General features: G+C 73.5%; 21 protein-coding genes and 2 pseudogenes. 10 read left to right on the top strand and 13 right to left on the bottom strand.

Annotation, left to right across the window (positions count from 1 at the left end; all coding sequences use genetic code 11):
• Positions 1–78 precede the first annotated feature (78 nt).
• Positions 79–2,163: a SpoIIE family protein phosphatase gene (locus tag ACFWJO_RS20150; protein ID WP_386866902.1), complete on the top strand. Its 2,085-nt coding sequence runs from the start codon at positions 79–81 to the stop codon at positions 2,161–2,163.
• Positions 2,164–2,210: 47 nt separating this feature from the next.
• Here the strand turns inward: ACFWJO_RS20150 and ACFWJO_RS20145 are convergent, their stop codons facing one another.
• The 3 genes and pseudogenes from ACFWJO_RS20145 to ACFWJO_RS20135 all read right to left on the bottom strand — a co-directional run.
• Positions 2,211–4,451 (bottom strand): MMPL family transporter, encoded by a 2,241-nt coding sequence (locus ACFWJO_RS20145; RefSeq protein ID WP_386866900.1) that lies wholly within the window; start codon positions 4,449–4,451, stop codon positions 2,211–2,213.
• Positions 4,452–4,578: 127 nt separating this feature from the next.
• The gene (locus tag ACFWJO_RS20140; RefSeq protein WP_386866898.1) at positions 4,579–5,844 is read right to left on the bottom strand and encodes a cytochrome P450; all 1,266 of its coding nucleotides are present in this window, start codon (positions 5,842–5,844) and stop codon (positions 4,579–4,581) included.
• Positions 5,845–5,984: 140 nt separating this feature from the next.
• Positions 5,985–6,467, bottom strand: a pseudogene (locus ACFWJO_RS20135) (hypothetical protein); the annotation flags it as partial.
• A gap of 424 nt (positions 6,468–6,891) precedes the next feature.
• On the opposite strand from ACFWJO_RS20135, the gene ACFWJO_RS20130 reads away from it, so the two are divergent.
• The 4 genes from ACFWJO_RS20130 to ACFWJO_RS20115 all read left to right on the top strand — a co-directional run bounded on the left by ACFWJO_RS20130 (position 6,892) and on the right by ACFWJO_RS20115 (position 10,261).
• The gene (locus ACFWJO_RS20130) at positions 6,892–7,410 is read left to right on the top strand and encodes a toxin-antitoxin system HicB family antitoxin (protein ID WP_386866896.1); all 519 of its coding nucleotides are present in this window, start codon (positions 6,892–6,894) and stop codon (positions 7,408–7,410) included.
• 95 nt (positions 7,411–7,505) lie between these two features.
• The gene (locus ACFWJO_RS20125; protein ID WP_386866894.1) at positions 7,506–8,351 is read left to right on the top strand and encodes a DUF4097 domain-containing protein; all 846 of its coding nucleotides are present in this window, start codon (positions 7,506–7,508) and stop codon (positions 8,349–8,351) included.
• A 129-nt stretch (positions 8,352–8,480) separates the two neighbouring features.
• The gene (locus ACFWJO_RS20120; protein WP_386867066.1) at positions 8,481–9,473 is read left to right on the top strand and encodes an ATP-binding cassette domain-containing protein; all 993 of its coding nucleotides are present in this window, start codon (positions 8,481–8,483) and stop codon (positions 9,471–9,473) included.
• The gene (locus ACFWJO_RS20115) at positions 9,470–10,261 is read left to right on the top strand and encodes an ABC transporter permease (RefSeq protein WP_386866892.1); all 792 of its coding nucleotides are present in this window, start codon (positions 9,470–9,472) and stop codon (positions 10,259–10,261) included. The genes ACFWJO_RS20120 and ACFWJO_RS20115 overlap by 4 nt, the downstream gene beginning before the upstream one ends.
• A gap of 64 nt (positions 10,262–10,325) precedes the next feature.
• Here ACFWJO_RS20115 and ACFWJO_RS20110 read toward each other — a convergent pair whose 3' ends face one another.
• Entirely contained in the window at positions 10,326–10,673 is a 348-nt protein-coding gene (locus ACFWJO_RS20110) for a hypothetical protein (RefSeq protein ID WP_386866890.1), read from the bottom strand.
• Positions 10,674–10,925: 252 nt separating this feature from the next.
• Here ACFWJO_RS20110 and ACFWJO_RS20105 point away from each other — a divergent pair, with 252 nt between their 5' ends.
• The gene (locus ACFWJO_RS20105; RefSeq protein WP_386866888.1) at positions 10,926–11,708 is read left to right on the top strand and encodes an SAM-dependent methyltransferase; all 783 of its coding nucleotides are present in this window, start codon (positions 10,926–10,928) and stop codon (positions 11,706–11,708) included.
• Positions 11,709–11,899: 191 nt separating this feature from the next.
• Positions 11,900–12,199, top strand: a complete 300-nt coding sequence (locus ACFWJO_RS20100; RefSeq protein ID WP_384423622.1) for a DUF1876 domain-containing protein — start codon at positions 11,900–11,902, stop codon at positions 12,197–12,199.
• A gap of 132 nt (positions 12,200–12,331) precedes the next feature.
• On the opposite strand, the gene ACFWJO_RS20095 is transcribed toward ACFWJO_RS20100, so the two are convergent.
• The 3 genes from ACFWJO_RS20095 to ACFWJO_RS20085 all read right to left on the bottom strand — a co-directional run bounded on the left by ACFWJO_RS20095 (position 12,332) and on the right by ACFWJO_RS20085 (position 15,072).
• On the bottom strand, positions 12,332–12,940 hold the full coding sequence (locus ACFWJO_RS20095) for a CBS domain-containing protein (protein ID WP_386866886.1): 609 nt from the start codon (positions 12,938–12,940) through the stop codon (positions 12,332–12,334).
• Between the two features lie 99 nt (positions 12,941–13,039).
• Complete coding sequence (locus ACFWJO_RS20090) at positions 13,040–13,705, bottom strand: GntR family transcriptional regulator (RefSeq protein WP_386866885.1); 666 nt, start codon at positions 13,703–13,705, stop codon at positions 13,040–13,042.
• Positions 13,702–15,072: a CaiB/BaiF CoA transferase family protein gene (locus ACFWJO_RS20085; protein ID WP_386866883.1), complete on the bottom strand. Its 1,371-nt coding sequence runs from the start codon at positions 15,070–15,072 to the stop codon at positions 13,702–13,704. The genes ACFWJO_RS20090 and ACFWJO_RS20085 overlap by 4 nt, the downstream gene beginning before the upstream one ends.
• A 257-nt stretch (positions 15,073–15,329) precedes the next feature.
• Between ACFWJO_RS20085 and ACFWJO_RS20080 the strand changes: the two genes are divergently transcribed.
• Positions 15,330–16,523, top strand: coding sequence for an acyl-CoA dehydrogenase family protein (locus ACFWJO_RS20080; protein WP_386866881.1), 1,194 nt, complete (start codon positions 15,330–15,332; stop codon positions 16,521–16,523).
• 64 nt (positions 16,524–16,587) lie between these two features.
• Here ACFWJO_RS20080 and ACFWJO_RS20075 read toward each other — a convergent pair whose 3' ends face one another.
• Together ACFWJO_RS20075 and ACFWJO_RS20070 are read right to left on the bottom strand one after the other, a co-directional pair.
• Positions 16,588–17,091 (bottom strand): FBP domain-containing protein, encoded by a 504-nt coding sequence (locus ACFWJO_RS20075; protein ID WP_386866879.1) that lies wholly within the window; start codon positions 17,089–17,091, stop codon positions 16,588–16,590.
• A 62-nt stretch (positions 17,092–17,153) separates the two neighbouring features.
• Complete coding sequence (locus ACFWJO_RS20070) at positions 17,154–18,635, bottom strand: PLP-dependent aminotransferase family protein (RefSeq protein ID WP_386866877.1); 1,482 nt, start codon at positions 18,633–18,635, stop codon at positions 17,154–17,156.
• Positions 18,636–18,727: 92 nt separating this feature from the next.
• Here ACFWJO_RS20070 and ACFWJO_RS20065 point away from each other — a divergent pair, with 92 nt between their 5' ends.
• Complete coding sequence (locus ACFWJO_RS20065) at positions 18,728–18,907, top strand: hypothetical protein (protein ID WP_386866875.1); 180 nt, start codon at positions 18,728–18,730, stop codon at positions 18,905–18,907.
• Here the strand turns inward: ACFWJO_RS20065 and ACFWJO_RS20060 are convergent.
• On the bottom strand, positions 18,892–20,259 hold the full coding sequence (locus ACFWJO_RS20060) for a DUF6777 domain-containing protein (RefSeq protein WP_386866873.1): 1,368 nt from the start codon (positions 20,257–20,259) through the stop codon (positions 18,892–18,894). The two genes, ACFWJO_RS20065 and ACFWJO_RS20060, sit on opposite strands and share 16 nt — an antisense overlap.
• 124 nt (positions 20,260–20,383) lie before the next feature.
• Here ACFWJO_RS20060 and ACFWJO_RS20055 point away from each other — a divergent pair, with 124 nt between their 5' ends.
• Positions 20,384–21,724 (top strand): streptophobe family protein, encoded by a 1,341-nt coding sequence (locus ACFWJO_RS20055; RefSeq protein WP_386866872.1) that lies wholly within the window; start codon positions 20,384–20,386, stop codon positions 21,722–21,724.
• Here ACFWJO_RS20055 and ACFWJO_RS20050 read toward each other — a convergent pair.
• The 3 genes and pseudogenes from ACFWJO_RS20050 to ACFWJO_RS20040 form a co-directional block, all read right to left on the bottom strand.
• Entirely contained in the window at positions 21,721–22,419 is a 699-nt protein-coding gene (locus tag ACFWJO_RS20050; protein WP_386866870.1) for a hypothetical protein, read from the bottom strand. The genes ACFWJO_RS20055 and ACFWJO_RS20050 overlap by 4 nt on opposite strands.
• A gap of 91 nt (positions 22,420–22,510) precedes the next feature.
• The gene (locus ACFWJO_RS20045) at positions 22,511–23,596 is read right to left on the bottom strand and encodes a serine/threonine-protein kinase (protein ID WP_386866869.1); all 1,086 of its coding nucleotides are present in this window, start codon (positions 23,594–23,596) and stop codon (positions 22,511–22,513) included.
• Positions 23,593–24,089 (bottom strand): annotated as a pseudogene (locus ACFWJO_RS20040) (hypothetical protein); the annotation flags it as partial. The pseudogene ACFWJO_RS20040 and the gene ACFWJO_RS20045, both read right to left, overlap by 4 nt.

Here is a 24,089-nt window from a genome sequence, read left to right as displayed (position 1 = left end):
GAGGCGAGCGGAGGTCCGAGCCCGCGGTCCGCCAGTGAGGGGGCCGCGCTCGAACCGGTGGGCGGAAGGGGTTCCCGGGTGAGTACGTCCGATGCGTTCCGGGACGAGGTCGGCGGGACGGGTGAGCAGCCGGCGGCCCCTGGCGGGCTGCTGGACGTGCTCAGCCTGGCCGCGGTGGTGCTGGACGACAGCGGACGGATCGCGCTGTGGAGCCCGCAGGCCCAGGAGCTGTTCGGCTACTCCGCCGACGAGGCGCTGGGACGGTTCGCGGGCCGTCTGCTGGTCGACGAGCAGCACCTCGATCTCGTCATCGAGCTGTTCACCCGCGTGATGGAGAGCGGGCGGCGCTGGGCGGGCGGCTTCCCCGTCAGGCACAAGGACGGCACCACGCGGATGGTGGAGTTCCGCAACATGCGGCTGGACGACGACAAGGGCGGCCGCTACGCGCTGGGGATCGCCACCGACCAGGGCACGCTGCGGCGCGTGGAGCGCGACCTGGCACTGTCCCTGCGGCTGATCTCCCAGTCGCCGATCGGCCTGGGCGTCATGGACACCGCCCTGCGGTTCGTGCTGGTCAACCCGGCGCTGGAAGGCATGAACCGCCGCCCCGGCCAGGACACCGCCGGCCCGGCGGAGGGCGAGACGCCGCCGTTCCTGGCCGGCCAGGCCGTCACGGCGGTGATGCGCGAGGTCCTGGCCACGGGAGTCCCCGCCCTCGACCGGTTCGTGGTCGGGGAAACCCCCGTCGATCCGGGCCAGGAGCACGCCTGGTCCGTCTCCTTCTACCGGCTGGAGGACCCGTCCGGACGGGTCCTGGGCCTGGCCACCTCGGTGGTGGACGTCACCGGACAGCACCGGGCGGCCGCCGACGCCGCCCGGTCACGGCGCCGGCTCGCGCTGGTCGCCGACGCGTCCGTACGGATCGGCACCACCCTCGACCTGAAGCAGACGGCGCGGGAACTGGCCGACGTGTGCGTGCCGGAGACGGCCGACCTGGTCACGGTGGACGTCCTCGACAGCGTCCTCCAGGGCCTGCGTACGTCGGGGATGCCGGCCGGCCCGGCGCGCTTCCGGGCGCTCGCGGTGGTCTCGGCGTACCCGAGCGAGGCCGTCGAGGCCCCGGACCGCGTCGGTGACCTCGCCGAGTACGCCGCGGACCGGCTGGTCACCCGCTGCGTGAACACCGGCCGCCCCGTCCTGAGGGCGACGGTGACCGGCGAGGACCTGCGCCGCATCGCCCGGGACGACGCATCCGCCGCCGTCCTCGCCGCGGCCGGCATCCACTCGTACCTCGCGCTGCCGCTGATCGCCCGCGGCGAGGTGATCGGCGCCCTCGGCCTGATGCGGGCCCGGAACCCGGCGCCGTTCGACGAGGACGACGTCACCCTGGCCGGGGAGCTCGCCGCCCGCGCCGCCGTGTGCATCGACAACGCCCGCTGGTACCAGAGCCAGCGCCATGCCGCCCTCACGCTCCAGCGCAACCTGCTGCCGAACCGGCCCTCACGGCGGCCCGGGCTCGGCATCGCCCACCGCTACGAGCCGGCGGGCGCGACCAGTGAGATCGGCGGCGACTGGTTCGACGTCATCGCCCTCCCCGCCGACAAGACTGCCCTGATCATCGGTGACGTCATGGGCAGCGGCATCGACGCGGCGGCGACCATGGGCCAGCTCCGCACCGCCACCCGCACCCTGGCCCAGCTCGACCTGGATCCGTCCCAGGTCCTGCACCACCTCGACCAGGCGACCGCCGGCATGGACCACACCTTCACCACCTGCGTCTACGCCGTCCACGACCCGCACGGCCGGCAGTGCAGCATCTCGGTGGCGGGACACCTGCCACCGGTCCTCATGCGACCGGGGCGGGCTCCGGAGCTCCTCGACCTGCCGACCGGCGCCCCCCTCGGGGTGGGCGGCGTCCCCTTCCACACCACCCGTCTCGGCCTGAGCCCGGGGGACCAGCTGGTCCTCTACACGGACGGCCTGGTGGAGACCCGCGACCAACCCCTCGACGAGCGCTTCGCCCTCCTCCTCTCCCTGCTCGCCGGCCCCGACCGCGATCTGGAGGACACCTGCGACCTCCTGCTGCGCGAGCTGCGGCAGCCCGGCGACCGCGACGACGTGGCCCTGCTCATCGCCCGCATACGGGCGGAGCAGACGGACTGATCCCGCGGGACGCGACACGGCCGTCGCGTCCCGCGGGTCCCGGCCGGTCAGCCCACGAGCTGGTCCTGCCGCACCGGGTGCCGGCCGGACCCGCCGTCCGGACGCGCGAGCTTCTCGCCCTCGACGTCGATGTCCGGCAGGAGCCGGTCGAGCCACTTCGGCAGCCACCAGGCGGACCTGCCGAGGAGGGCGAAGAGGGCGGGGACGACGGCCATGCGGACGACGAAGGCGTCGAAGAGGACGGCCGTGGCGAGGCCGAAGCCGATCATCTTGACGAAGTCGTCGGACTCCATGACGAAGCCGCCGAAGACGCTGGTCATGATGATCGCCGCGGCGGTCACGACCCGCCCGCCGTACCGGAAGCCGGTGACGACCGCCTCGGCGGGCCGGGCGCCGTGGACGTACGCCTCGCGCATCCGGGACACCAGGAAGACCTCGTAGTCCATCGCCAGACCGAAGACCACGCCGATCATGAAGATCGGCATCATGCTCATCACCGGGCCGGGCTGCTCGACGCCGAGAACGTCGGCGAGCCAGCCCCACTGGAAGACGGCGACGACGGCGCCCAGCGCGGCGGTCACCGACAACAGGAAGCCGAGGGCCGCCTTCAGCGGGACGAGCAGGGACCGGAAGACGACCATGAGCAGCAGGAACGCCAGGCCGACCACCAGCGCCAGGTAGGGCACGAGGGCGTCGTCGAGGGTCTGCGAGAAGTCGATGAACATCGCGGTCTGCCCGGCGACCAGGATCTCCGTCGCACCCGTGCCGGACTCCAGGCGGGGCGCGAGGGCGCGCAGCGAGCGGACCAGTTCCTCGGTGCGCTCGTCGGTCGGACCGGTCGTGGGTGTCACGGTGAGGATCGCGGTGTCGCCCGCCTTGTTGGGGGTGGCGGGGGAGACGGCGGCGACGCCCGGGCGCGTGGCGAGCTCCTTGCCGACCGCGGTGGCCGCGCCCCGCGCGTCCTCGGCGCGGACGGTGATCGTCAGGGGCCCGTTGAAGCCGGGGCCGAAGGAGTCCGCCAGCAGGTCGTACGCCTTGCGCTGGGTGGTGTGCGCGGCCATGGAGCCCTCGCCGGGCAGGCCCAGTTCGAGGCTCGCGGCGGGCACGGCGACCGCGCCCAGGCCGACGACGCCGAGCAGCAGGACGGCGACGGGGTGGCGCAGGACGAGCGCGGCCCAGCGGGCGCCGAGGGCGGGCCTGCGGCGGGCGGCCCGCTTGTCGGCCCTGCGCTGCTGACGCCTCGACAGCGGCTTGCCGAGGTACTGCCTGCGCTCGCGGCGTGCGAGCACCCTGACGGGTGCGAAGCCGAGGAGGGCGGGCACGAACGTGACGGCCACGAGGACGGCGACGGCGACCGTGCCGGCCGCGGTGAGACCCATCTTGGTGAGCATCGGGACGTTCACCACGGCGAGCCCCGCCAGGGCGATGATCACGGTGAGTCCGGCGAAGACGACGGCCGAACCCGCCGTGCCCACCGCACGCGCGGCGGCCTCCGCGCGCTCACGGCCGTCGGCGATCTCGAAGCGGTAGCGGGACACGATGAACAGGGCGTAGTCGATGCCGACGGCGAGGCCGATCATCATCGCGAGCGTCGTCGTGGTGGACGACAGGCCGAGCGTGCTGCCGAGCGCGGTGATGCCGCTGATCCCGATGCCGACGCCGATCAGGGCCGTCAGCAGCGGCATTCCGGCGGCGACCAGGGAGCCGAAGGTCAGCAGGAGGACGACGGCCGAGACGAGGATGCCGAGCTTCTCGCCCGTACCGCTCATCGTCGCCTCGGTTTTGACGGCGTCCCCGCCGGCCTCGACGACCAGGCCCGCCTTACGGGCCTGCCGCATCGCGTCCGTCAGACCGTCGTGCGCGGCGTCGGTCAGCGCGGTGGCCTTGGTTTCGTACGTGACGTAGGCGTACGCCGTCGTACGGTCGCCGCTCACGGCGTTCGCCGCGAACGGGTCGGCCACGGCGGCGACTTGAGGTGCCTCGGCCAGGTCGGCGACGAGCCGCTCCACCTGCGCCTTACGGGTGGCGGAGGTGACCTGCTCGCCGCCGGGAGCGCGGATGACGACCCGGGCGGCGGCGCCGTCGGCGCGGGCGTCCGGGAACTTGCGCTGGAGGAGGTCGAACGCCCGCTGCGACTCCGTCCCGGGCATCGAGAAGGTGTCGGCGGGCGGGGCGGCGGCCGTGGAGGCCGCGAAACCCGCGCCGACGAGCGCCAGGAGCCAGAGGAGGAGGACGAGGCCCCGCCGTCGGAAGGCGAAGCGGCCGAGTCGGGAGAGCAAGGTGGCCACGGTGGTGGTGTCCTGTCGGGTGTGAGTGTCGTGGTGGGGTGGGTTGCGGGCGGCAGCGGTCGCGCCGCCGACGGCACGCGGAGGTGTCGCGTCGGCGACGGACGGTGTGCGGCGGGTATGGGCGGGCTCAGTCCTCGTCCCAGGCGACCGGCAGGCGGTGGACCCCGTAGATGTTCATGTCCGTCCGCAGCGGCACCTCTTCGGCCGGCACGGCGAGGCGCAAGGTGGGGAACCGGTCGAGCAACGCCGGGAGAGCCACGGTCAGTTCGACGCGGGCCAGTTGCTGGCCGAGGCACTGGTGGATGCCGTGGCCGAAGCCGAGGTGTCCGGTGGCCTTGCGGTGCAGGTCGAGGACGTCGGGTCCGGGGAAGCGCTCCGGGTCGCGGTTGGCGGCCTCGAGGGAGAGGGTGACGGTCTCGCCGGCCCTGATCGTCCGCCCGTCCAGTTCGACGTCCTCCAGCGCGGTCTTCACGGTGGTGTGCGCGATCGTCAGATAGCGCATCAGCTCCTCGACGGCCTGCGGGGCGAGCGCCGGGTCCGCGCGCAGGGCCTCGGTCTGGCCGGGGTTGACGAGCAGGGCGAACGTTCCATGGGCGATCATGTTGGCGGTGGTGTCGAGCCCCGCGGCGAGCAGGAAGCCCCCGAGGCCGACCAGCTCCTCCTCCGTGAGGTCGGATTCCTGGGCGAGGTCGCCGAGCAGGTCGTCGGAGGGCACGGCGCGCTTGGCGGCGACCAGTCCGGCCATGTACTCCTGGAGCCCGACCATCGCGGCGTACCGCTCCTCGGGCTCCACGTCCTGGGACATCAGCGTGTGGGCGTGGTCCTGGAAGCGGTCGCGGTCGGCGTAGGGCACGCCCAGCAGTTCGCAGATCACCAACGCGGGGATCGGCCGGGCGAACGCCTCGACGAGGTCGGCCCCGGGGCCTCGCCGCTCCAGCGCGTCCAGGTGCTCGGCGGTGATCTCCCGTACCCGTTCGGTGAGTTGACGCATGCGGCGTACAGTGAACTTCCCCGCGAGCAGCCGTCGGAAGCGGGTGTGCCCGGGAGCGTCCATCCCGGTCATGTCGCCGACGGGCGCGGGCGGCAGCGGGCCTTCGGGGCCGCCGGGGAAGGGGTAATGCATCAGCTCGTACCGGGAGCTGAAGCGGGGGTCGCCCAAGACGGAGCGGACGGTGGAGTGACCGGTGGCGAGCCATCCGACGTGCCCGTCCGGGTACGTCATCCGGACCAGCGGACTCGCGTCGCGCAGCTCCGCCAGGCCGGCGGGCGGGTCGAAGGGGCAGCCGGCGGCGCGCCGCGTCGGGAGCGTGACGGGCTCGGTGGTGTCGGGTCGAGGTGCCGGGAGCGTGACGGGCTCGGTCGTGTCGGGTCGGGGTGTCGGTTCGTGCTGCATGGTGTCCTCCGGTGGAGAGCGATGTGCGGTGGGCTCGCGAGGGCAAGCCGGACGTACCGCTGGGTGAGGTGGCTGGAGGCGGACAGGGCCGGTTTTCCGTGGTGCGGCTTTCCGTGGTGCCCGCAGGTGCGGGCGGCGGGCAGCGCGGGGCGGAACGGATCGGCGGACTCGGCAGGGGCGCCGGGCGCCCTGGCCCCCGAGCGGTTCCGTGCGAAGACGACCAGGCGCAGCACGGCGAACCGCGCGACACCGGCGAGCGCGGAGGCCGACAGGTAGACGCCCTGTTCGAGCGCCGCACCGGGCGCCTCCACCAGCTGCCGCAGGGCGAGCATCGCCGCGCAGGTCACCGCGTACGCGGCGGCCGCGGACCCGGCCGACTGCGCGTGCTGCCGCCAGGTCGCCCGCCCGCCGGCGCCGAAGCTGAAGCGGGCGTGCAGCTCCGTCGCGAGGAGCGTCGAGACCACGGTGACCAGGGCGTTCGCCAGGATCCAGGGGATCCAGGAGCCCAGCGCTGCCACGGCGAAGCTGGAGGCGACTCCGATGCCGCCGCCGCAGAGCGTGAAGCGGGCGAAGGAAGCGAGGGCGCCGGGTGTCGCCCGCCCCCGGCTTCGTGCCGTGTCCATGATCCGACCCCCTTGGTGCCATGGCCAACCAGCGCAGCGCGCACCCCAGGACGCGGAAGACCGAGGGGTGCGTCGTCCGTGGCGCCATCATGGCACACACGTGGCGCCATGCGGGAGCGGATTGGCGCCATGCTGTCCATGTCTCTGGCGTCGTGGTGGCGTTTTCGGTCGCCGTCCCCCGCCGAATGGCGCTTCTCGGCGCTGATCGGCGCTGATCGGCGCTGGTCGACGCTGGTTGGCGGGTGGTGGCGCCAGGAAGTGCCATCTGGCGCCCGTCTTGGGCCCGCACTGCTCGTGGCGCCGTGTCGGCTCGGCTCGGTTGCCGCAGATCCTTGCAGCCTCGGAGAGGGTGAGCTCCTGGCAATGTCGGCTGAGGTGCCACGTGGGCTTGCAAGTGGCGCCACAGTGGTGCCACTATTGCGTCATGGACCTCACGCCGTATGTCGACACCCTCCGCCGTGAACTCGCGGTGGCCGCCGAAGCCGGCGGGGAAGACGCCCGCGAGCTGGCCGAGAGGCTCACCGCTCCTTTGGAGTCGGCGACCCGGCTGACCATGCTCAACGTGCTCTCCGCCGCCATGGACGAGATCACCCGCGAGATCGCGCCCGGCTCCGTCGACGTGCGGCTGCGCGGGCTCGACCCCGACTTCGTGGTGTCGCTGCCGCCCGTCGACCGCGGCGCCCCCGTGGAACACACCGCGCCCGTCGAGCCGTTCAGGGCCCCGGCCTCGGCCGAAGGCGACGAGGGCGGCACCGCCCGCGTCAACCTGCGTCTGCCGGCGCACCTGAAGGCCCGCGCCGAGGAGGCCGCCGCGGCAGAGGGCCTCTCGGTCAACGCGTGGCTCGTGCGGGCCGTGTCGGCCGCCGTCCACGGCGGCGCGAGGCCGCGACCCGCCGAGACCACCCAGACCATCGGGCAGAGCATCACCGGCTGGGTGCGCTAGCCGCACTCCGCCCGCCCCACGTCACCCTTCACGCCTCACCCACACCACGTCCCACCAGCGGGGACGCCCTGAAGACCCAAGAGGACGGGACAGCCATGCCTTCTTTCGACACTCCCGCACCGATCTCGGTCACCGCCCACGTCGAGGCCGGTTCCATCCGTTTCACCGCGAGCGACCGCGTCGACACCGTCGTCGAGGTACGGCCCCGCGACCCGAAGAAGGACCGGGACGTGCGGACCGTCGAGCAGACGGAGGTCCAGTACGCGAACGGCGCGCTGACCATCAGGACGCCGAAGCTGCGCAACTCGCTGCGCCGTCCCGGCTCCGTCGACGTGACGGTCGAGCTGCCCGCGGGCTCGGACGTCGACCTGACCGGCGCCTGGGCGCAGGTGCTCGGTGAGGGCCGGCTCGGCGAGGTCCGGGTGAAGACCTCGGCCGGTGACGCCCGCCTCGACACGACCGGCCCGCTGCACCTGACGGCCTCGCACGGCTCGATCACCGTGGACCGGGTCGAGGGTGCGGCCGAGATCACCACCAGCTCCGGCAGCGTGCGCGTCGGCCTCGTCGACGGCCCCGCCGTCCTGAAGAACTCGCACGGCAGCACGGCCGTCGGCGCCGCGACCGGCGACCTGCGGGTGAGCGGCGCCAACGGCGACATCGACATCCGGCGTGCCGAGAGCTCGGTCACCGCCACCACCGCCCACGGCACCCTGCGTGTGGCCGAAGTGGCCCGCGGCACCGTCCAGCTGGAGACCTCCTACGGCGCCATCGAGGTCGGTGTCCGCGAGGGCACCGCCGCCTGGCTCGACGTCAGCTCGGGCGCGGGCCAGGTGCGCAACACCCTCACCGCCTCCGAGGCCCCGGAAGAGGCCGAGGACACCGTCAAGATCCGCGCCCGCACCAAGTTCGGCAACATCGACGTCCTCCGCGCCAGGGTCTGACCGCCGTCGAGGGGCCCGGCCTCCTCGGCTCGGGCCTCCTCCCGGTGACGTGACTCCAGCGACTTCAAGCAATTCCCCAGCAACTTCAGCCCCCGAAGGGGAGGGCCCATGCCCACGTCTGTCATGCCCATGCCCATGCCCATGCGGGGGAGTGGTTCACCGTCGCCCGTCGCGATCTCCACCGTCGGGCTGCGCAAGTCCTACGGCGACAAGACCGTCCTCGACGGCATCGATCTGCGCATCCCGGCGGGGTCCGTGTTCGCGCTGCTCGGCCCGAACGGCGCCGGCAAGACCACCGCCGTCAAGATCCTCTCCACCCTCGTCACGGCCGACGGCGGGCAGGCGCAGGTCGCGGGCCACGACCTGGCCGCCGATCCGCAGGCGGTGCGTGCGGCGATCGGTGTCACGGGTCAGTTCTCCGCGGTCGACGGTCTGATCACCGGCGAGGAGAACATGTGGCTCATGGCGGACCTGCACCACCTGCCGAAGCGGGAGGGGCGGCGGGTGACCGCGGAGCTGCTGGAGCGCTTCGACCTGACCGAGGCGGCGAAGAAGCCGGCGTCGACGTACTCGGGGGGCATGAAGCGGCGCCTCGACATCGCGATGACGCTGGTCGGCGATCCGCGGATCATCTTCCTCGACGAGCCGACCACCGGTCTCGACCCGCGTTCCCGGCACAACATGTGGCGGATCATCAGGGAGCTCGTCGCGGACGGCGTGACCGTCTTCCTCACCACGCAGTACCTGGAGGAGGCCGACGAGCTCGCCGACCGCATCGCGGTCCTCCACGACGGGAGGATCGCCGCCGAGGGCACGGCGGAGGAGCTGAAGCGGCTCGTGCCGGGCGGGCACGTCCGCCTCCGCTTCACCGACCCGGCCGCGTACACGAGGGCCGTCGCGGCCCTGACCGACGCCGCCCGCGACGACGAGGCCCTCACCCTCCAGCTCCCGAGCGACGGCAGCCAGCGCGAACTGCGCTCCATCCTCGACTGGCTGGACGCCGCAGGCGTCGAGGCGGACGGACTGACCGTCCACACGCCCGATCTCGACGACGTGTTCTTCGCCCTGACCGCCGACACCGTGCCGGGCCGGCCCGACCAGTCCCAGGAGACCTCCCGATGAGTTCCCTGTCCCTCGCCGTGCGCGACTCGTCCACGATGCTCCGCCGCAACCTGCTGCACGCCCGGCGCTACCCGTCGCTCACGCTGAACCTGCTGCTCACACCGATCATGCTGTTGCTGCTGTTCGTCTACGTCTTCGGCGACACCATGAGCGCCGGCATCGGCGGCAGCGGCGCCGACCGCGCCGACTACATCGCCTACCTCGTCCCCGGCCTGCTGCTGATGACCATCGGCAGCACCACCATCGGCACCGCGGTATCCGTCGCCAACGACATGACCGAGGGCATCATCGCCCGCTTCCGCACCATGGCCATCCACCGCGGCTCCGTCCTCGTCGGACACGTCGTCGGCAGCGTCCTGCAGTCCGTGGCCAGCGTCGTCCTCGTCGGCGCCGTCGGCTTCGCCATCGGCTTCCGCTCCACCGACGCCACCGCCGTCGAATGGCTCGCCGCCTTCGGACTCCTCGTGCTCTTCGCCCTCGCCCTCACCTGGATCGCCGTCGGCATGGGCCTCGTCAGCCCCAACGCCGAGGCCGCCAGCAACAACGCGATGCCGCTGATCTTCCTGCCGCTGATCTCCAGCGCGTTCGTCCCGGTCGACGCCATGCCGGGCTGGTTCCAGCCCATCGCCCAGTACCAGCCCTTCACCCCCGCCATCGAAACCCTGCGCGGACTGCTCCTCGGCACCGAAATCGGCCACAACGGCTGGCTCGCCGCCGCCTGGTGCCTGGGCCTCGCGGTACTCGGCTACTTCTGGTCGACGTCGAAGTTCGACGAGGACCCGAAGTAGCGGGGCGGCCCCGACGGTCACATCGAGGGCCGCCGGGACCTGTCCGTACCGTCGTCCACGCCGTTCACACGGCGTCGACGTCGGCGTCGACGTCAGCGTCGGCGCCTACGCCGTCACGGTCACCGCCGGCCGGACCACCGCCGGCCGGACCACCCGTGGCCGGAGCCTCGGACGCCGGTTCCGCCAGCAGGTCGTCGGCGATGCGCAGCCGGGTCTCCGGGAAGTACTCCGCGATCGCCTCCCGCATCATCGCCTCCCCCTCGGAGTCCGGCACGGCGCACCGCTCCCGCGTCTCCGCGTCCGGCCACCGCGCGTACGCCACCCATGTGCCGTCATCCGCCTGGTGCAGCCGTGAGCCGTAGCTCCCGCACTCCCGGTGAATGGCCAGCGTCACCCGGTGCCAGCCTTCCACGAGCAGCTCTTCCTTACCCGGATGCGCACGCCACCGATAGATCACCGCGAACACTTGTCATCCCCTCCCGTGGTTGATCGCCACCCGACGATAGATCACCGGTGGCCGTCCCAACTGGCCCGCCACGCCTGGCATTCCGCAACGCCGACGACGCGTCGCGGGGGTGGGCACGAGTCGGGGCAACATGAACAGCAGCGGGCAAAGAGGCGGCCAGAAAAGGGAGTTGCCGGTGTGCTGAGTTACGTTGATGGGGTGACCGACATCGAATCGCGCATCGACACGTCCCGGCCCCACACCGCCCGGATCTGGAACTACTGGACGGGCGGAAAGGACAACTACCCCGTCGACCGGGAGGCCGGTGACCAGATCCGGCAGTTGCATCCCGGGATCGGGGAGTACGCGAAGGCGGACCGGCTGTTCCTGGGGCGAGCCGTTCGCCACCTGGCCTCCGAAGCGGGGATACGGCAGTTCCTGGACATCGGCACCGGCCTGCCGAGCGCCGACAACACCCACGAGGTCGCCCAGCGCGTCGCCCCCGACGCGCGGGTCGTGTACGTCGACAACGACCCGCTGGTCCTCGCGCACGCCCGCGCGCTGCTCGTCGGGACCCCCGAGGGCCGGACGGACTACCTGGACGCGGACCTGAGGGACGTCGACACGATCCTCGCCGCCGCCTCGAAGACGCTCGACCTCTCGCAGCCGGTCGCGCTGATGCTGCTCGGCGTCGTCATCTTCATCGAGGACGACGAGGAGTCGTACGCCATCGTCCGCCGCCTCATGGACGCGCTCGCACCCGGCAGCCACCTCGTCCTGTCGCACACGGTGACGCATCCCGACATGCCGGACGTCGACGCGGCGGTCGCGTTCTGGAACGAGCACGGCACCCCCCGACTCACCCAGCGCACCCCCGCCGCCGTCGCCCGCTACTTCGACGGCCTGGAACTGCTCGAGCCCGGCGTCGTCTCGTGCTCGGCGTGGCGGCCGGAGACGCCGGCGGCCGACGTCGCGATGTACGGGGGCGTCGGCCGCAAGTGACGGCCCGGCCGCAGGGGACGGCGTGGCCGCAGGCTTCTGCCTGAGGAGCAGACCCGGGAGCCAGGTGCCCTCTGAGGAGCAGGCCCGGGAGCCAGGTGCGCTCCGTGGCGCGAAGCCGTCCGCGGCGGGATGCTGAGAGGAGAAGGGCCGCGCGGCGCTTCCGCGTGGTCGCGGGTACGAGGAGGCGGACCATGACACGGCACCTGGAGTGGAAGGTCGGCGTGGATCTGGTCGAGGAAGGCGGCAGGACCAAGGCGGAGGCGCGCCTGGACACCGGCACGTCGACCCTCACCGGACACGGCAGCGCCCGCTGCAACCCGTCCGACGTGGACGTACCGGTCATCGGCGACGAGCTCGCCGCGGGCCGGGCCATGAAGGATCTGGCCGGAAAGCTGATGAGGGAGGCCGACCGGGAGATGGAGGCCGTGGGCGCCGACACCGTGCCGCGGCGCACCGGCCCCGGATACGGCTGGCCGGAGGCGGTCGAGTGACGGACCGCCGCGCAGCAGTCCGTCCCGGCCCGCCGGTGCCGAGCGCACCGGCGGGCCGGGCGCTGCCGTGGCACCTACGACCCGGCCCGATTCCCGGACGGCACGCCCGCGGGATCACGGGGCGGCGGCCGCTCAGCCCGGCCCGTTCCCCTCGTCGTCTTCGTAGGCGAGCCGGTCCACGACCTCGACGACCCCGTCCACGTCCTCGCAGAGGCGTACGAAGATCGGCGCGAGGCTCTTGCGCGGCAGGCTGCCGGTCAGCGTCACCCGGCCCTCCGCCACGTCGATGTGGAGGGAGGCGGGGGACAGGCGCAGGATGCGGGTCACGACGTCCTCCAGGATCTCCTCCTGGATGGCCCGGTCGCGCCGCAGGAACAGCTGGAGCAGATCGCTGCGGCTGAGCACGCCGATCAGCCGGCCCTCCGGGTCCACCACCGGCAGCCGCTTCACCCGGTGCCGCTCCATGTGCCGGGCTGCTTCCACCGCCGTCCATGAGGGGCGGGCGGTGACCACCGGGCTCGACATCATGGCCTCGGCGGTGCTGGGGCCGTCCTTCGCGGTGTGGCGCCTGAGCAGGTCCGCCTCGGAGACCACCCCCACCGGCCGGTTCGCCTCGTCCACGACCGGCACGGCCGTGATGCCGTACTCGTCGAGCAGCCGGGCGATCTCCTTGAACGGAGTGCCCGGCTGCACCGCGATCGCGGTCGGCGTCATGAGGTCGGCGACACTGCGGTGCCTCATCGTTCGTCCCGTCCCTTCTCGGCTCCTTTGTCCATGATCCCTCACGGATGTCGGTCGCGGGCCCCTCGCCCGCGCCGCGCTGGCCGAGCGGAAAGGGGCTCAGTCCAGGTCGAGTACCGCGCGCAGCGCCGCCACCGCGTGGTCGCGGTGCTCGTCGAGCCATCGCACCGCCGCCGCCTCGTCGCCCTCGGCCACCGCCGAGATGACCGCCCGGTGCTCGTGGACCGCCTGCTCACGGTGCGGGTCCTCGGCGTAGTAGAGCGCGCGGTACGCGTCGGTGGCGTCCCACAGGGTGGCGATCAGCCGCACCAGGCGCGGCATGCCGGAGGCCTCGATCAGGGCGAAGTGGAAACGCCGGTTGGCCTCGGCCATGGCCGTGACGTCGCCCGTGCCGGCCGCCCGTTCGACCTCCTCCTGGATCTGATCCAGGGCGTCGGTCAGCCCGTCCGGCATCCGGGTGAGCGCGGCGCGGACGGCCTCCGTCTCCAGGAGCTGCCGGATCCGGTAGATCTCCTCCAGATCCGCCATGGACAACTCGGCGACGAAATAACCCCGGTGGACGTGGTGCACCACCAGGCCCTCGGCCTCCAGGGTCTTCAGCGTCTCCCGCAGCGGGACCCGGCTCACGTCGAGCCGCGCGGCGAGGGAGTCCTGCCGGATCGGGTCGCCGGGCCGCAACTCCCCGGTCGTGATGGCGCGTCGCAGTTCTTCCAGGACGAACTGCTGGGCGGTCGGCGGCCGCCGCCTCTCCACCGCGCTGCTCATCGCTGTGTCCCTTCGAACTCTGCCTGCCCGAGCCTCGCCTGCCCGTGCCCTGGCTCCCCGATCCCTGGCTCCCCGATCCCTGCGTCTGCGATCCCTGCCCCTCCGAGCGCTCCTTCGCCGGGCTCCTCCCGTCCCGGCTCCACCGCTCCACGCTCCTTCAGCCCCAGCTCCGCCAGGACCTCGGCGGTGTGCTCGCCGAGGCGCGGGGGAGCGGAGCGGTACGCGGCGGGCGTGGCGCCGAAGGTGACGGGGTGGGCGACCTGCCCCGGCCCGGCTGCCTCCTCAGGGACGCGCGGGCCGAGCCCGAGGCGGTCGGCCAGCGCGAAGGCGCCGGACAGGTCGTTGATCGGGCCGCAGGGCACGCCGACCGCGGTCAGCTCCTCGAACCAGTCGTCGGCGGTGCGCGCCGCGAGCCGCCCGGACAGCGCGGCGGCCAGCTCCTCCCGGTGGGCGACGCGGGCGGAGTTGGTGGCGAAGCGGGGGTCGTCGGCGAGGCCGGGGCTGCCGATCCGTTCGCACAGGGCACGGAACTGGCGGTCGTTGCCGACGGCGAGCACGAGCGGGCGGTCGCTCGCCTCGAACACCTCGTACGGAGTGATGCTGGGGTGCCGGTTGCCCAGGGCGCGCGGTACGACGCCGGCGGCGAGGTGGGCCGAGGCCTGGTTGGTGAGCGCGGAGAGCAGGGAGGTCAGCAGGGAGACCTCGATCCGCTGCCCCTCGCCCGTCCGCTCGCGGTGGCGTAGCGCGGCCAGGACGCCGAGTCCCGCGTGGAGGCCGGTGATGACGTCCACGAGCGCGACACCCGCCTTGGTGCCGGGGCCGCCGGGCTCGCCGGTGACGCTCATCAGCCCGCCCATGGCCTGCACGAGCAGGTCGTAGCCGGGCAGCGCGGCGCCCTCGGCGGAGCCGAATCCGGTCACGGAGCAGTAGACGAGGCCGGGGTTGGTGGTCCGGACCCGCTCGTAGCCGAGGCCGAGGCGGTCCATGGTGCCGGGGCGGAAGTTCTCCACGAGGACGTCGGCCCGGTCGACGATCGCCCGGGCGGTCTCCAGGTCCGCCGGGTCGGCCAGGTCGAGCGCGACGGAGCGCTTGTTGCGGTTCACGCCGAGGAAGTACGTGGTCTGGCCGTCGGCGAAGGGCGGGCCCCAGGCGCGCGTGTCGTCGCCCGAACCGGGACGCTCGATCTTGATCACCTCGGCGCCGAGGTCCGCGAGGAGCATCGTCATGTACGGGCCGGCGAGCACCCGGCCGAAGTCGGCCACGACGATCCCGCCCAGGGCGCCGCCCTCGGCGGCCCCTTCCGGCTCACCGGCCAGGGCGGCCCGCACAGCCCCCTCCGGCCCACCGGCCAGGGCGCCGCCGTCCATGGCCCCTTCCGCTCTCCCGGACAGGACGCCGTCCGCAGTCCCTGCCGGCCTCCCCGACAGGGCGTCGTCCGCAGGGCCTTCCGGCCGTTCCGCCCGCATACCGCTCTCCTTCGTGGCCCGCTTCCGGGGCCGTCGGATCCCGCCGGTCCACGCCGGACCGTACGCCCCGGTGATCGCATATTCAATACTGGATCCAATATCCGATCTCCCGCTAGGCTGCGGCCCGCCGAGTTGTCACTGTCGCCAGGAGGCCGTCCGTGAAGTCGCCGAAGTCCCCGAATCCGTCGCCTGTCCACCCGCTCGACCTGTTCGCGATCGACGGGCTCCTGACGGACGAGGAGCTGGAGATCCGCCGCACCGTACGGGCGCTCGCCGACCGCGAGCTGCGCCCGCACGTCGCCGAGTGGTTCGAGGCGGGCGCCATCCCCGCCCGCGAGCTGGCCCGCACCCTGGGTGGTCTCGGCGTCCTCGGCATGCACCTGGAGGGCTACGGCTGCGCGGGCACCAACGCGGTGGCGTACGGCCTGGCGTGCATGGAGCTGGAGGCCGTCGACTCCGGCCTGCGCTCGCTGGTCTCCGTGCAGGGCTCGCTCGCCATGTACGCGATCTGGAAGTTCGGCTCCGAGGAGCAGAAGCAGCGCTGGCTGCCCGGGATGGCGGCCGGCGAGTACATCGGCTGCTTCGGCCTGACCGAGCCGGACGCCGGCTCCGACCCGGGCGCCATGCGCACCAACGCCAAGCGCGACGGCGCCGACTGGGTGCTCAACGGCACCAAGATGTGGATCACCAACGGTTCGGTCGCCGACGTCGCCGTCGTCTGGGCCCGCACCGAGGACGGTGTCCGCGGCTTCGTCGTGCCCACGGACACCCCCGGCTTCAGCGCGCCCGAGATCAAGCGGAAGCTCTCCCTGCGTGCCAGCGTCACCAGCGAACTGGTCATGGAGGACGTGCGGCTGCCCGCCGACGCGATGCTGCCCGGGGCCCGCGGTCTCTCCGGCCCGCTCGGCTGCCTCAACGAGGCGCGCTTCGGCATCGTCTTCGGCGCCCTCGGCGCCGCCCGGGACTGCCTGGAGGCGGCGATCTCGTACGCGGGCGACCGCACGGTGTTCGCGCGGCCGCTGTCCTCGTACCAGCTGACGCAGCAGAAGCTCGCCGACATGTCGCTGGAGCTCGGCAAGGGCATGCTGCTCGCCGTCCACCTCGGCCGGCTCAAGGACGCCGGCACGCTCGCCCCCGAGCAGATCAGCCTCGGAAAGCTGAACAACGTCCGCGAGGCCATCGCCGTCGCCCGCGAGTGCCGCACCATCCTCGGCGCCAACGGCATCACCCTGGAGTACCCGGTGCTGCGCCACGCCAACAACCTGGAGTCGGTCCTCACCTACGAGGGCACCAGCGAGGTGCACTCCCTGGTCATCGGCAAGGCGCTCACCGGCGAGCAGGCCTTCCGCTGACCTGTCGCCCCCACCCTGGGCCGTCGCCCCGGGCCCCATCCGGCCCTGGTCCGCCGGACAGGCCCTAGCCGGCCGTCACCCGGTCCACGAAGGCGTCGAGGTTGCCCTTCATCCGGTCGACCTGCTCCTCCAGGGTCAGGGACTCCTCGTGGCGCCGGCCGCGCAGCTTCGGCTGCCGCCTGCCCCGCACGTACAGCGGGCAGGCGAGGTCGGCGCAGATGTAGGTGCCCACCGTGTTGCCCTCGCGGCCCCGCGTGCCCGCCAGCGGCGCGGCGAGCAGGGTCACGCCGGAGGAGGCGTGCGAGGTCAGGCAGATCTGGCACATGCTGGACTTCGTCGCGCTGGTGCGGCCCACCGCCGGCACCCGCAGCGTGATGCCGACGACGCCCTCGGGGCGCGGGACGACCAGGTGGGCGCGCAGCGGCGCTCCCGGGTCGACCCAGCCCAGGAAGTCCAGGTCCTCCCAGGGGAGTTCGGCGAAGTCGAGCGGCAGCTTCATGCGGGCCGCGTCGCCCTTCGTGCAGTTCACGAAGGACGACCGGATCTCTTTGTCGGTCAGTGGTTCCACCAGGCGACCGTAACCGGAATGCTTGCCCGGGGCATCCGATTATCGGGCACCCGGGCCCCGCCTCAGGCCACCCAGTCCGGCAGGTGCGGGTCCGAGAGCCGGGCCGGAGCGCCGTCCAGGGCCGCCGCGAGCCGCTCCGCCGCCGTCTCGTAGACCTCGGCCGGCAGCGCGTACGGGATCCGCAGCCGGTGCTCGTGGGTCCCGGGATCCACCCCGAAGCGGGCACCGCCCTCGACCCGCACCCCGTGCCGCAGGGCCCGCGCCGCGAGCTGCGAGGCGAAGGGCCGGCCGAGGTCGATCCACAGGCACAGCCCGCCCGGCGGAAGCGTCCACCGCCACTCCGGCACGTGCCGGGCGAGCGCGGACACCAGCGCCTCCCGGCGCCGCCGCAGCTCCGCCGCCCGTCCGGGCAGCAGCGGGTCGATCCGGTCCATCAGGGCCACGGCGACCAGCTGGTCGAGCACCGAGCCGGCGAGGTCGTGGGTGATCCGTACCCGCGCCAGCTCGGTGACCACCCGCGAGGAAGCCCGCGCCCAGCCGACCCGCAGCCCGCCCCAGCAGCTCTTGCTGAGGGACCCCACGCTGATGATCTGCTCCCCGGTGCCGGGACCGGCCGAGGCCGCGAACGGCCGGGGCGCCGGCACGTCCAGGGCGATGTCGGACAGCGTCTCGTCCACCACCAGCCACGTGCCGGTGGCCCGGGCCGCCTGTGCCACCTCGCGCCGCTGCTCCTCCGGCATCAGACGGCCCGTCGGGTTGTGGAAGTCAGGGATGAGATAGGCGAGCCGCGGCGCCGTCTGCCGCAGCGCCGCGTCGACGAGCCCGCTGTCCCAGCCCGCCTCGGTGACCGGTACCGGGGTGATCCGCATCCGGTGGCCGCGCATCGCGTCCAGGGCGTTGGTGTACGAGGGGTTCTCCGCCAGGACCCGGTCGCCCGGGCCGCCGAGCAGCGCGAGGGCCAGGGTGAGTGCCTGCTGGGCGCCCGTGGTCACGAGGATCTGCTCGGGGCGGGTGGGCAGGCCGCGTGCCGTGTACCGCTCGGCGATCGCGGCACGCAACTCGGGGATCCCGTACGGGTGGTAGCCCTGGGTCGCCGTGTAGCGCGGCAGCTCGGCGGCGGCCTCGGACAGGGCCTGCGCCACCAGGCCGGCAGGCGCCTCGGGTGCGGCGAGAGCGAGGTCGATCACGGAGCCGGTGTCGCCGTGCAGTGCGGCCGGACCGATCGGCGACTGGCCGTCGGGCAGCGCCGTCCAGGTGCCCGCGCCCTGCCGGCTGTGCGCGTAACCGCTCTCGCGCAGCAGGTCGTACGCGGCGGTGACGGTCGTCCTGCTCACCCCGAGCGCCACCGCGAGCTCGCGCTCGGCGGGCAGCCGCATCCGCAGCGCGACCCGTCCGTCGAGCAGGGCCTGCCGTACCGCCCGGGCCAGTTCGCGGTAGCCGAAGCGGCCCTCGGCGGGCGGCGTGAGCAGGGCCGCCAGCTGACGGCCGCTCAGGGTGCGGTCGGACGCGGTGACCACGGAACGGACCACTCGACCCTCTGCCATGCCAATCACTCCTCATTGGCTCTGCTGTCCAGGCCAATAAGGCTACAGACTCCCTGTCATTGGCCTGGTGGCCCAGGAGAGGAGCAGGCGAGATGTCCGGACACTTCACCGATCGCGACGAGAGGACCTGGCAGCGGCGCACCGAGGAGCGGATCGCCGAACCGTGGGGCCTCGGGGCCTTCCTCCGCTCCCTGCGCACCCGCCGGAGGACGGGGCGGCGCGGGGAGTGGGGCCCCGAGGCCGTGAACCCGGTCGCTCAGATCAGCGGCTGACCGCCGGGCCCGCCCGGCGCGGGTGGCGAGGACGACGACGAGGTCAGGTCCGTGGCGGGCTGCGACTCGGGACCCGAGGACTGCGTCGGCGGCGCTGTGTCCGAAGGCGTCGAGTCCGACGGGGTCGGGGTCGACGTGGACGGGGTCGGAGTGGTCGGGGTGAGCGTCGACGGGCACGGCGAGGGAGTCACGCCGTTGACGGGCGTCGGGGTCTCCGTACCCGTGATCGTCACGCACGGCACCGGAGAGGACGGAGAGGTCGACGGGGACGTCGAGGGAGACGTCGACGTCGACTTCGAGGGGGTGGGTGGCGGCGGGGGAGTGGTGTGCTTGTCCTGGCGGTGCCCCGTGCCGCCGGTCTTCCTGGCGATCCAGCTGTCCGTGTGCGGGTCGTAGACCACGAAGACGTTGATCACCGTCACGGACGGCTGGACGACGACCACGTTGCCCGTCCGGTAGCCCGGCCACGCGGCCCCGACCTGCTTCGGCGACTGCTGGGCGACCGGCGGCGCCAGCGGATTGCCGCAGGCGCACCGCACCCGCGGCACCCCGTGGTCGTCGACCAGGACCGCGGTGCCCGCCTGCAGCACCGACTGGTACGAGGTGGCCTTCCCGCCGCTGAAGCCGTGGTTGGTCACCCGGGTGTCCACCCGCAGCTGAAGCGAGGTCAGGGAGCGCAGATAGCCCGGCACTTCGCCGGCCGAGATGCCGAGGACCGAGGCGAAGGCCGCGTTCTTGGCGGGCTCCTCGGTCAGGAAGCGGACCTGCTTCTCGACGTCGCAGCTCGCCGTGCGGTGCGTGCCGCCGTACAGGCCAGGCGTCGACCCCGTGACGCTGCGCGCCACGTTGACCGCCGTGCCGGTCCCGCTCGGCAGCGGCGGCGGCGAGAGGGTGGAGTCGTCCGTACGGGCCGTCGAGCGGGTGAAGGGATCCGGGCCGCTCGCGGAGGTGTTCTGCAGGAACACCTCGCCGCCGCCCGAACCGGCCTGGTTGCCGCCGTCACCGCCGTTCCGCGTGGTCAGCACGACGACCAGGGCGACCGCGGCCACCACGATCGCCGTCAGGGAGGCGACCTTGGGCACGGAGCGCCACCACGGGCCTCCGCCGCCACCGCCGGGCGCCGCGCCTCCTCCCGTACCGCCGCCGGGGCCGCCCGGACCACCGCCACGGCCGCCTCCGCCGCCGCCCGAGCCGTCGTGCGGAGGGCCGGGAGGCGGTGGCGGAGGGGTCTGGCCCGGGCGCGTGCCGGGGCCCGAGAGGGGCCCCGAGGGCGGGCCGCTGGGAGGGACTGAGGGCCGACCGGACGGCGGGTGGGAAGTCACGTTTTTCCCTTTCTTCCGTTCCGCGCCCATTGTGTGCGCCGATCCGGGGTCACCCGCAAGCGGACGGCCCGACCAGCGACGGCTCGCCGGCGGACGGGCCGCCGGAAGGACGGTCCGCAAGCGGTCGGAAGCCGCCGGTATTAGCGTGGGCAGGGTGAGCACCCGGCTCCCCACCCCACCCGGCACGGCCGCGTCCGGCGCCGCCACCGCCCAGGCGACGCACGCCGTCGCCTGGGCCTTCGCCGCCGTCGTCGCCGGCTACGCGGCGATGTGCCTCACCGCCGGCCTGGGACTCTGGGCCGCCGGCGCGGCCGACCTGCCCGGCGGCAGCGGCGCGTTCGTCGCCGTCCTCGCCGCGGTCGTCGTCATGGCCACGGGCGGCCAGGTCTCGCTCTCCGGCGAGGCCGGCTCCCTCGCCGGTACCCAGGCCGAACTCAACGCCATGCCGCTCACCGTCACCCTGGTGGGCGCACTCGTCACCGGAAGCGTCTTCCTGCGCCCGCTGCGCCACCACGCCGTCGCGCCCGCCCGCGCACTCCTCGCCCTCGCCGTGCCCACCGTCCTGCTCTGGCTCGCCGGGCTCGGCGGGCTGTCCGCGCTGGCCCGGCACGACTTCCCGATCAGCCTCGGCGGCGGCACCGCCGAGGACAGCGGGGACCTCGGCGACCTCTTCAAGGACCTCCTGGACGCGACCGATCCCTCAGTCGGCTTCACCACGGACGTCGGACCCACGCTCTTCTACGGCCTGCTGTGGATCCTCGGCGTCCTCGTCGTCGCCCTGCTCGTCTCCCGCCGCACGCCGCTGCCGCCCCGGCTCGTCCGCCACCACCAGGCCGTACGGCCCGCGGCCTCCGCGATGCTGCTCCTGCTCCTCGCGTACGTGTTCGTCGCCCTGGTCATCGGACTGGTGGTCGCCGCAACGAAGGGGCACGCCGCCGAGACCTTCGCCGTGCTGCTGCTCGGCCTGCCCAACGTGGCGTGGCTCGCGCTCGGCATCGGCATCGGCGGCTCCTGGGAGGGCCGGGCCGAGGGCCCGTTCGGCCTGCCGATGCCCCAGATCCTCGATTCGGTGCTACGCGGCGGCGACGGCGGCAAGGACCTGTCGACCGTCGACCTGTCCGCTCTCGCCGCCTACGACGGGCGCGCCTGGTGGCTGCTGCCGATCGCGGCGGTCCTCGTCCTCGCCGCCGCCTTCCTCGCCGCCGTCCGCTCGCCCGCCGGCGTCCCGCTGTGGCGCCACGCCGTCCACGTCGGCGCCGCCTTCGCCGTCACCATGCTCGTGGTCGCCCCGCTCACGAACGTCGAGGCGAGCTTCGGCCTCTCGATCCTCGGGATCGGCGACCTCGGGGCGCTCGGCGCCGACGTCGTGCTCCGGCCGCACATCTGGAAGATCGTCGGCCTGGCTCTGCTCTGGGGCCTGGTGACCGGCTTCCTGGGCGCGCTACTCGCGAGCCGCGTCCAGCGGCACGGCGAGGTCCCGGCGGACACCCCCTAGGGAGCCGCCGCGCAGGAGCCGTCGCCGACGTCGCCGAGCGTGAAGGGCGCCTGGGACGTCCTGTCGCCGTGCCGCAGCGTCAGCAGGATCTCGCCCTTCGTGTAGTCGGGGAACCACACCGCGTACAGCGTGCGGGCGTCGTCCGCGATCGTGCCGATCGGGATGACCTTGACGGGCTCGCCGCCACAGCTCGCGGCCGTCACCTTCGCGTGGTCGACGGCGAAGATCCGCCCCCAGCCCTCGGCGAACGAGGTGAAGAGGCCGCTGGTCCCGCCCGACTTCCCGAGGGGCGGCTGGTGCGGCTCCGTCAGGCACGCCCGCACGCCGACGACCTCGGGGCCGACCGTGGCGTGGCACAGCCGCCCGTCCGCCGTCTCCCACACGTACTCGGCCTGGCCGCTCGACCACGCGTCGACCAGCATCAGCCCGCCCGGGCCCGCGGCGTCCTCCGCTTCCCCGGACCCGAGCGTCGTGGTCAGCAGCGCGCCGGTCCGCTGGGCGACCTCCGCGCGGGACGGCCGCGACGGCGTGGGCGCGGGCGCGGACGACGAGGCCGCGGGCGTCCCGGTGCCGGCCGACCCGTCCTTCCCGGACCCGCCGGAACAGCCCGTCAGGGCCATGGCCAGAACCGCGCCGCCGACGGCCACACGAGCAGCGGCACCGTGCAGTACGGCGCCACGAGATCCCTCACGCATGATTCCCCCCTGGTCGCCGATCATCCCCTCGGCGTCACCGGATGATCGCAGCGGTCCGGCCGGCGCGCAATCATGATCCGTACGCCCGCCGTCACGGCCCAAGGGACCGGAACACCGGACGTGCCCATGCCGGGGGCTCCGGCGGGGGCGTGGGCCGCCACTCGTCGCTCCGCGCACGGCCCGTCCGGCCGGTGCCGCCGCTGCCCGCCTCCCGCGCCAGGGCCGCGCGGAGCTCCGTCACGAACTCCAGACACGTGCCGTAGCGCTCGTCGGGAGACTTCGCCAGCGCGACGGCGAACACCTCGTCCGCCGCCTCCGGCAGGCCCGGCCTCTCCTCCGACAGGGGCGGCGGCGGATCGTACTGGTGGGCCCACAGCAGCGCCATGTCGTCGTCCCTGCGGAACGGCGGCACGCCCGTCAGCGTCTCGAAGACCACGCAGGCCAGGCTGTACACGTCACAACGCCCGTCCACCGGCTTGCCGGAGATCTGCTCGGGCGCCACGTAGTCCAGGGTGCCCACGAACTGCCCGACCGTGGTGAACCCGGTCAGCGACAGCGACTTCTTCGTCAGCCCGAAGTCGGTCAGATAGACGTGCTCGGGGTGGTCCCGGTCCGTGCCCTCGGCCACCAGGATGTTGCCCGGCTTCACGTCCCGGTGCACCAGGTCGTGCGCGTGCGCCGCGTCCAGGGCGGAGGCCACCTGCGCCGCGATCCGGCCCGCCGGCACCGGGGCCAGCGGCCCCTCCCGGTCGAGGAGCGCCCGCAGGTCCTGCCCCGGCACGTAACGCATCGCGATATACAGCACGCCCTCCGTCTCGCCCGCCTCGAAGACCGGCACGATGTGCGGATGGTCGATGGCGGCGGCCACCCGCGACTCATGCGCGAAGCGCTTGCGGAAGGTGTCGTTGCGGGCCAGTTCCGGAGCGAGGAGCTTCAGCGCCACCGTCCGCTCCAGCTTGACGTCGAAGGCCCGGTAGACCACCGCCATGCCGCCGCGCCCGATCTCCTCCTCCACCAGGTAGCCCGCGATCCGCTTGCCGAGCAGCCCCGAGTCACGGCCGGCGGCGGGGAGCCCGGGACGCGTCGTCGGGTGCGGCGCCGGGTCCGTACCCGGATCGCCGCGCCCGTCCGCCCTGCCGGCCCCGTCCGCCCCGGTCGCGGGCGTCACCGGCGTCATCGGCCCTCACCCGGCCCGTCCGGCTCCGGCGCTTCCGCCTCCGCCCGCGCTTCCGCCTCCGCCTCGGCACCTGCCTCTGCCCGCGTGCCGGCCCGCTCCTGTGCCGGCGGCTCCGTCACGACCCTGGTGGCGTCCGGCCCCTCTGCGGGGCCCGCCCAGGGGCCCTCTTCCGGTCCCCGGAGAGCGTCCTGGACGAGCCGGGGCACCACCTGGGTCGGCTCGTGCCCGACGTTCACGGCGGGAACGAACTCGGGCTCCGCCTGGGCCGGGGCCTCGGGCAGGGCCTGCGCCTGCGCCTCGGTCCTGAACCGGGGCTCGGCCTCGGGCAGGAGCTCCGAGGCCGGTTCCGGAGCGGACGCGGCAGCGGGCCGCCCGGCAGAGGCAGCGGGAGTGGGCGCGGACGCCGGTGGTGGCGTCGCCACAGACGTGGGCGAGTACCCGGGCGCCGGCGTGGGCGCCGGCGTGGGCGTCGCCACCGACGTGGGCGCGGATC

The organism is Streptomyces sp. NPDC127092 (assembly GCF_042722475.1).
Lineage (GTDB): Bacteria > Actinomycetota > Actinomycetes > Streptomycetales > Streptomycetaceae > Streptomyces.
Note: the sequence above shows the minus strand (reverse complement) of the source record. Positions and strands in the feature narration are given on the sequence as shown.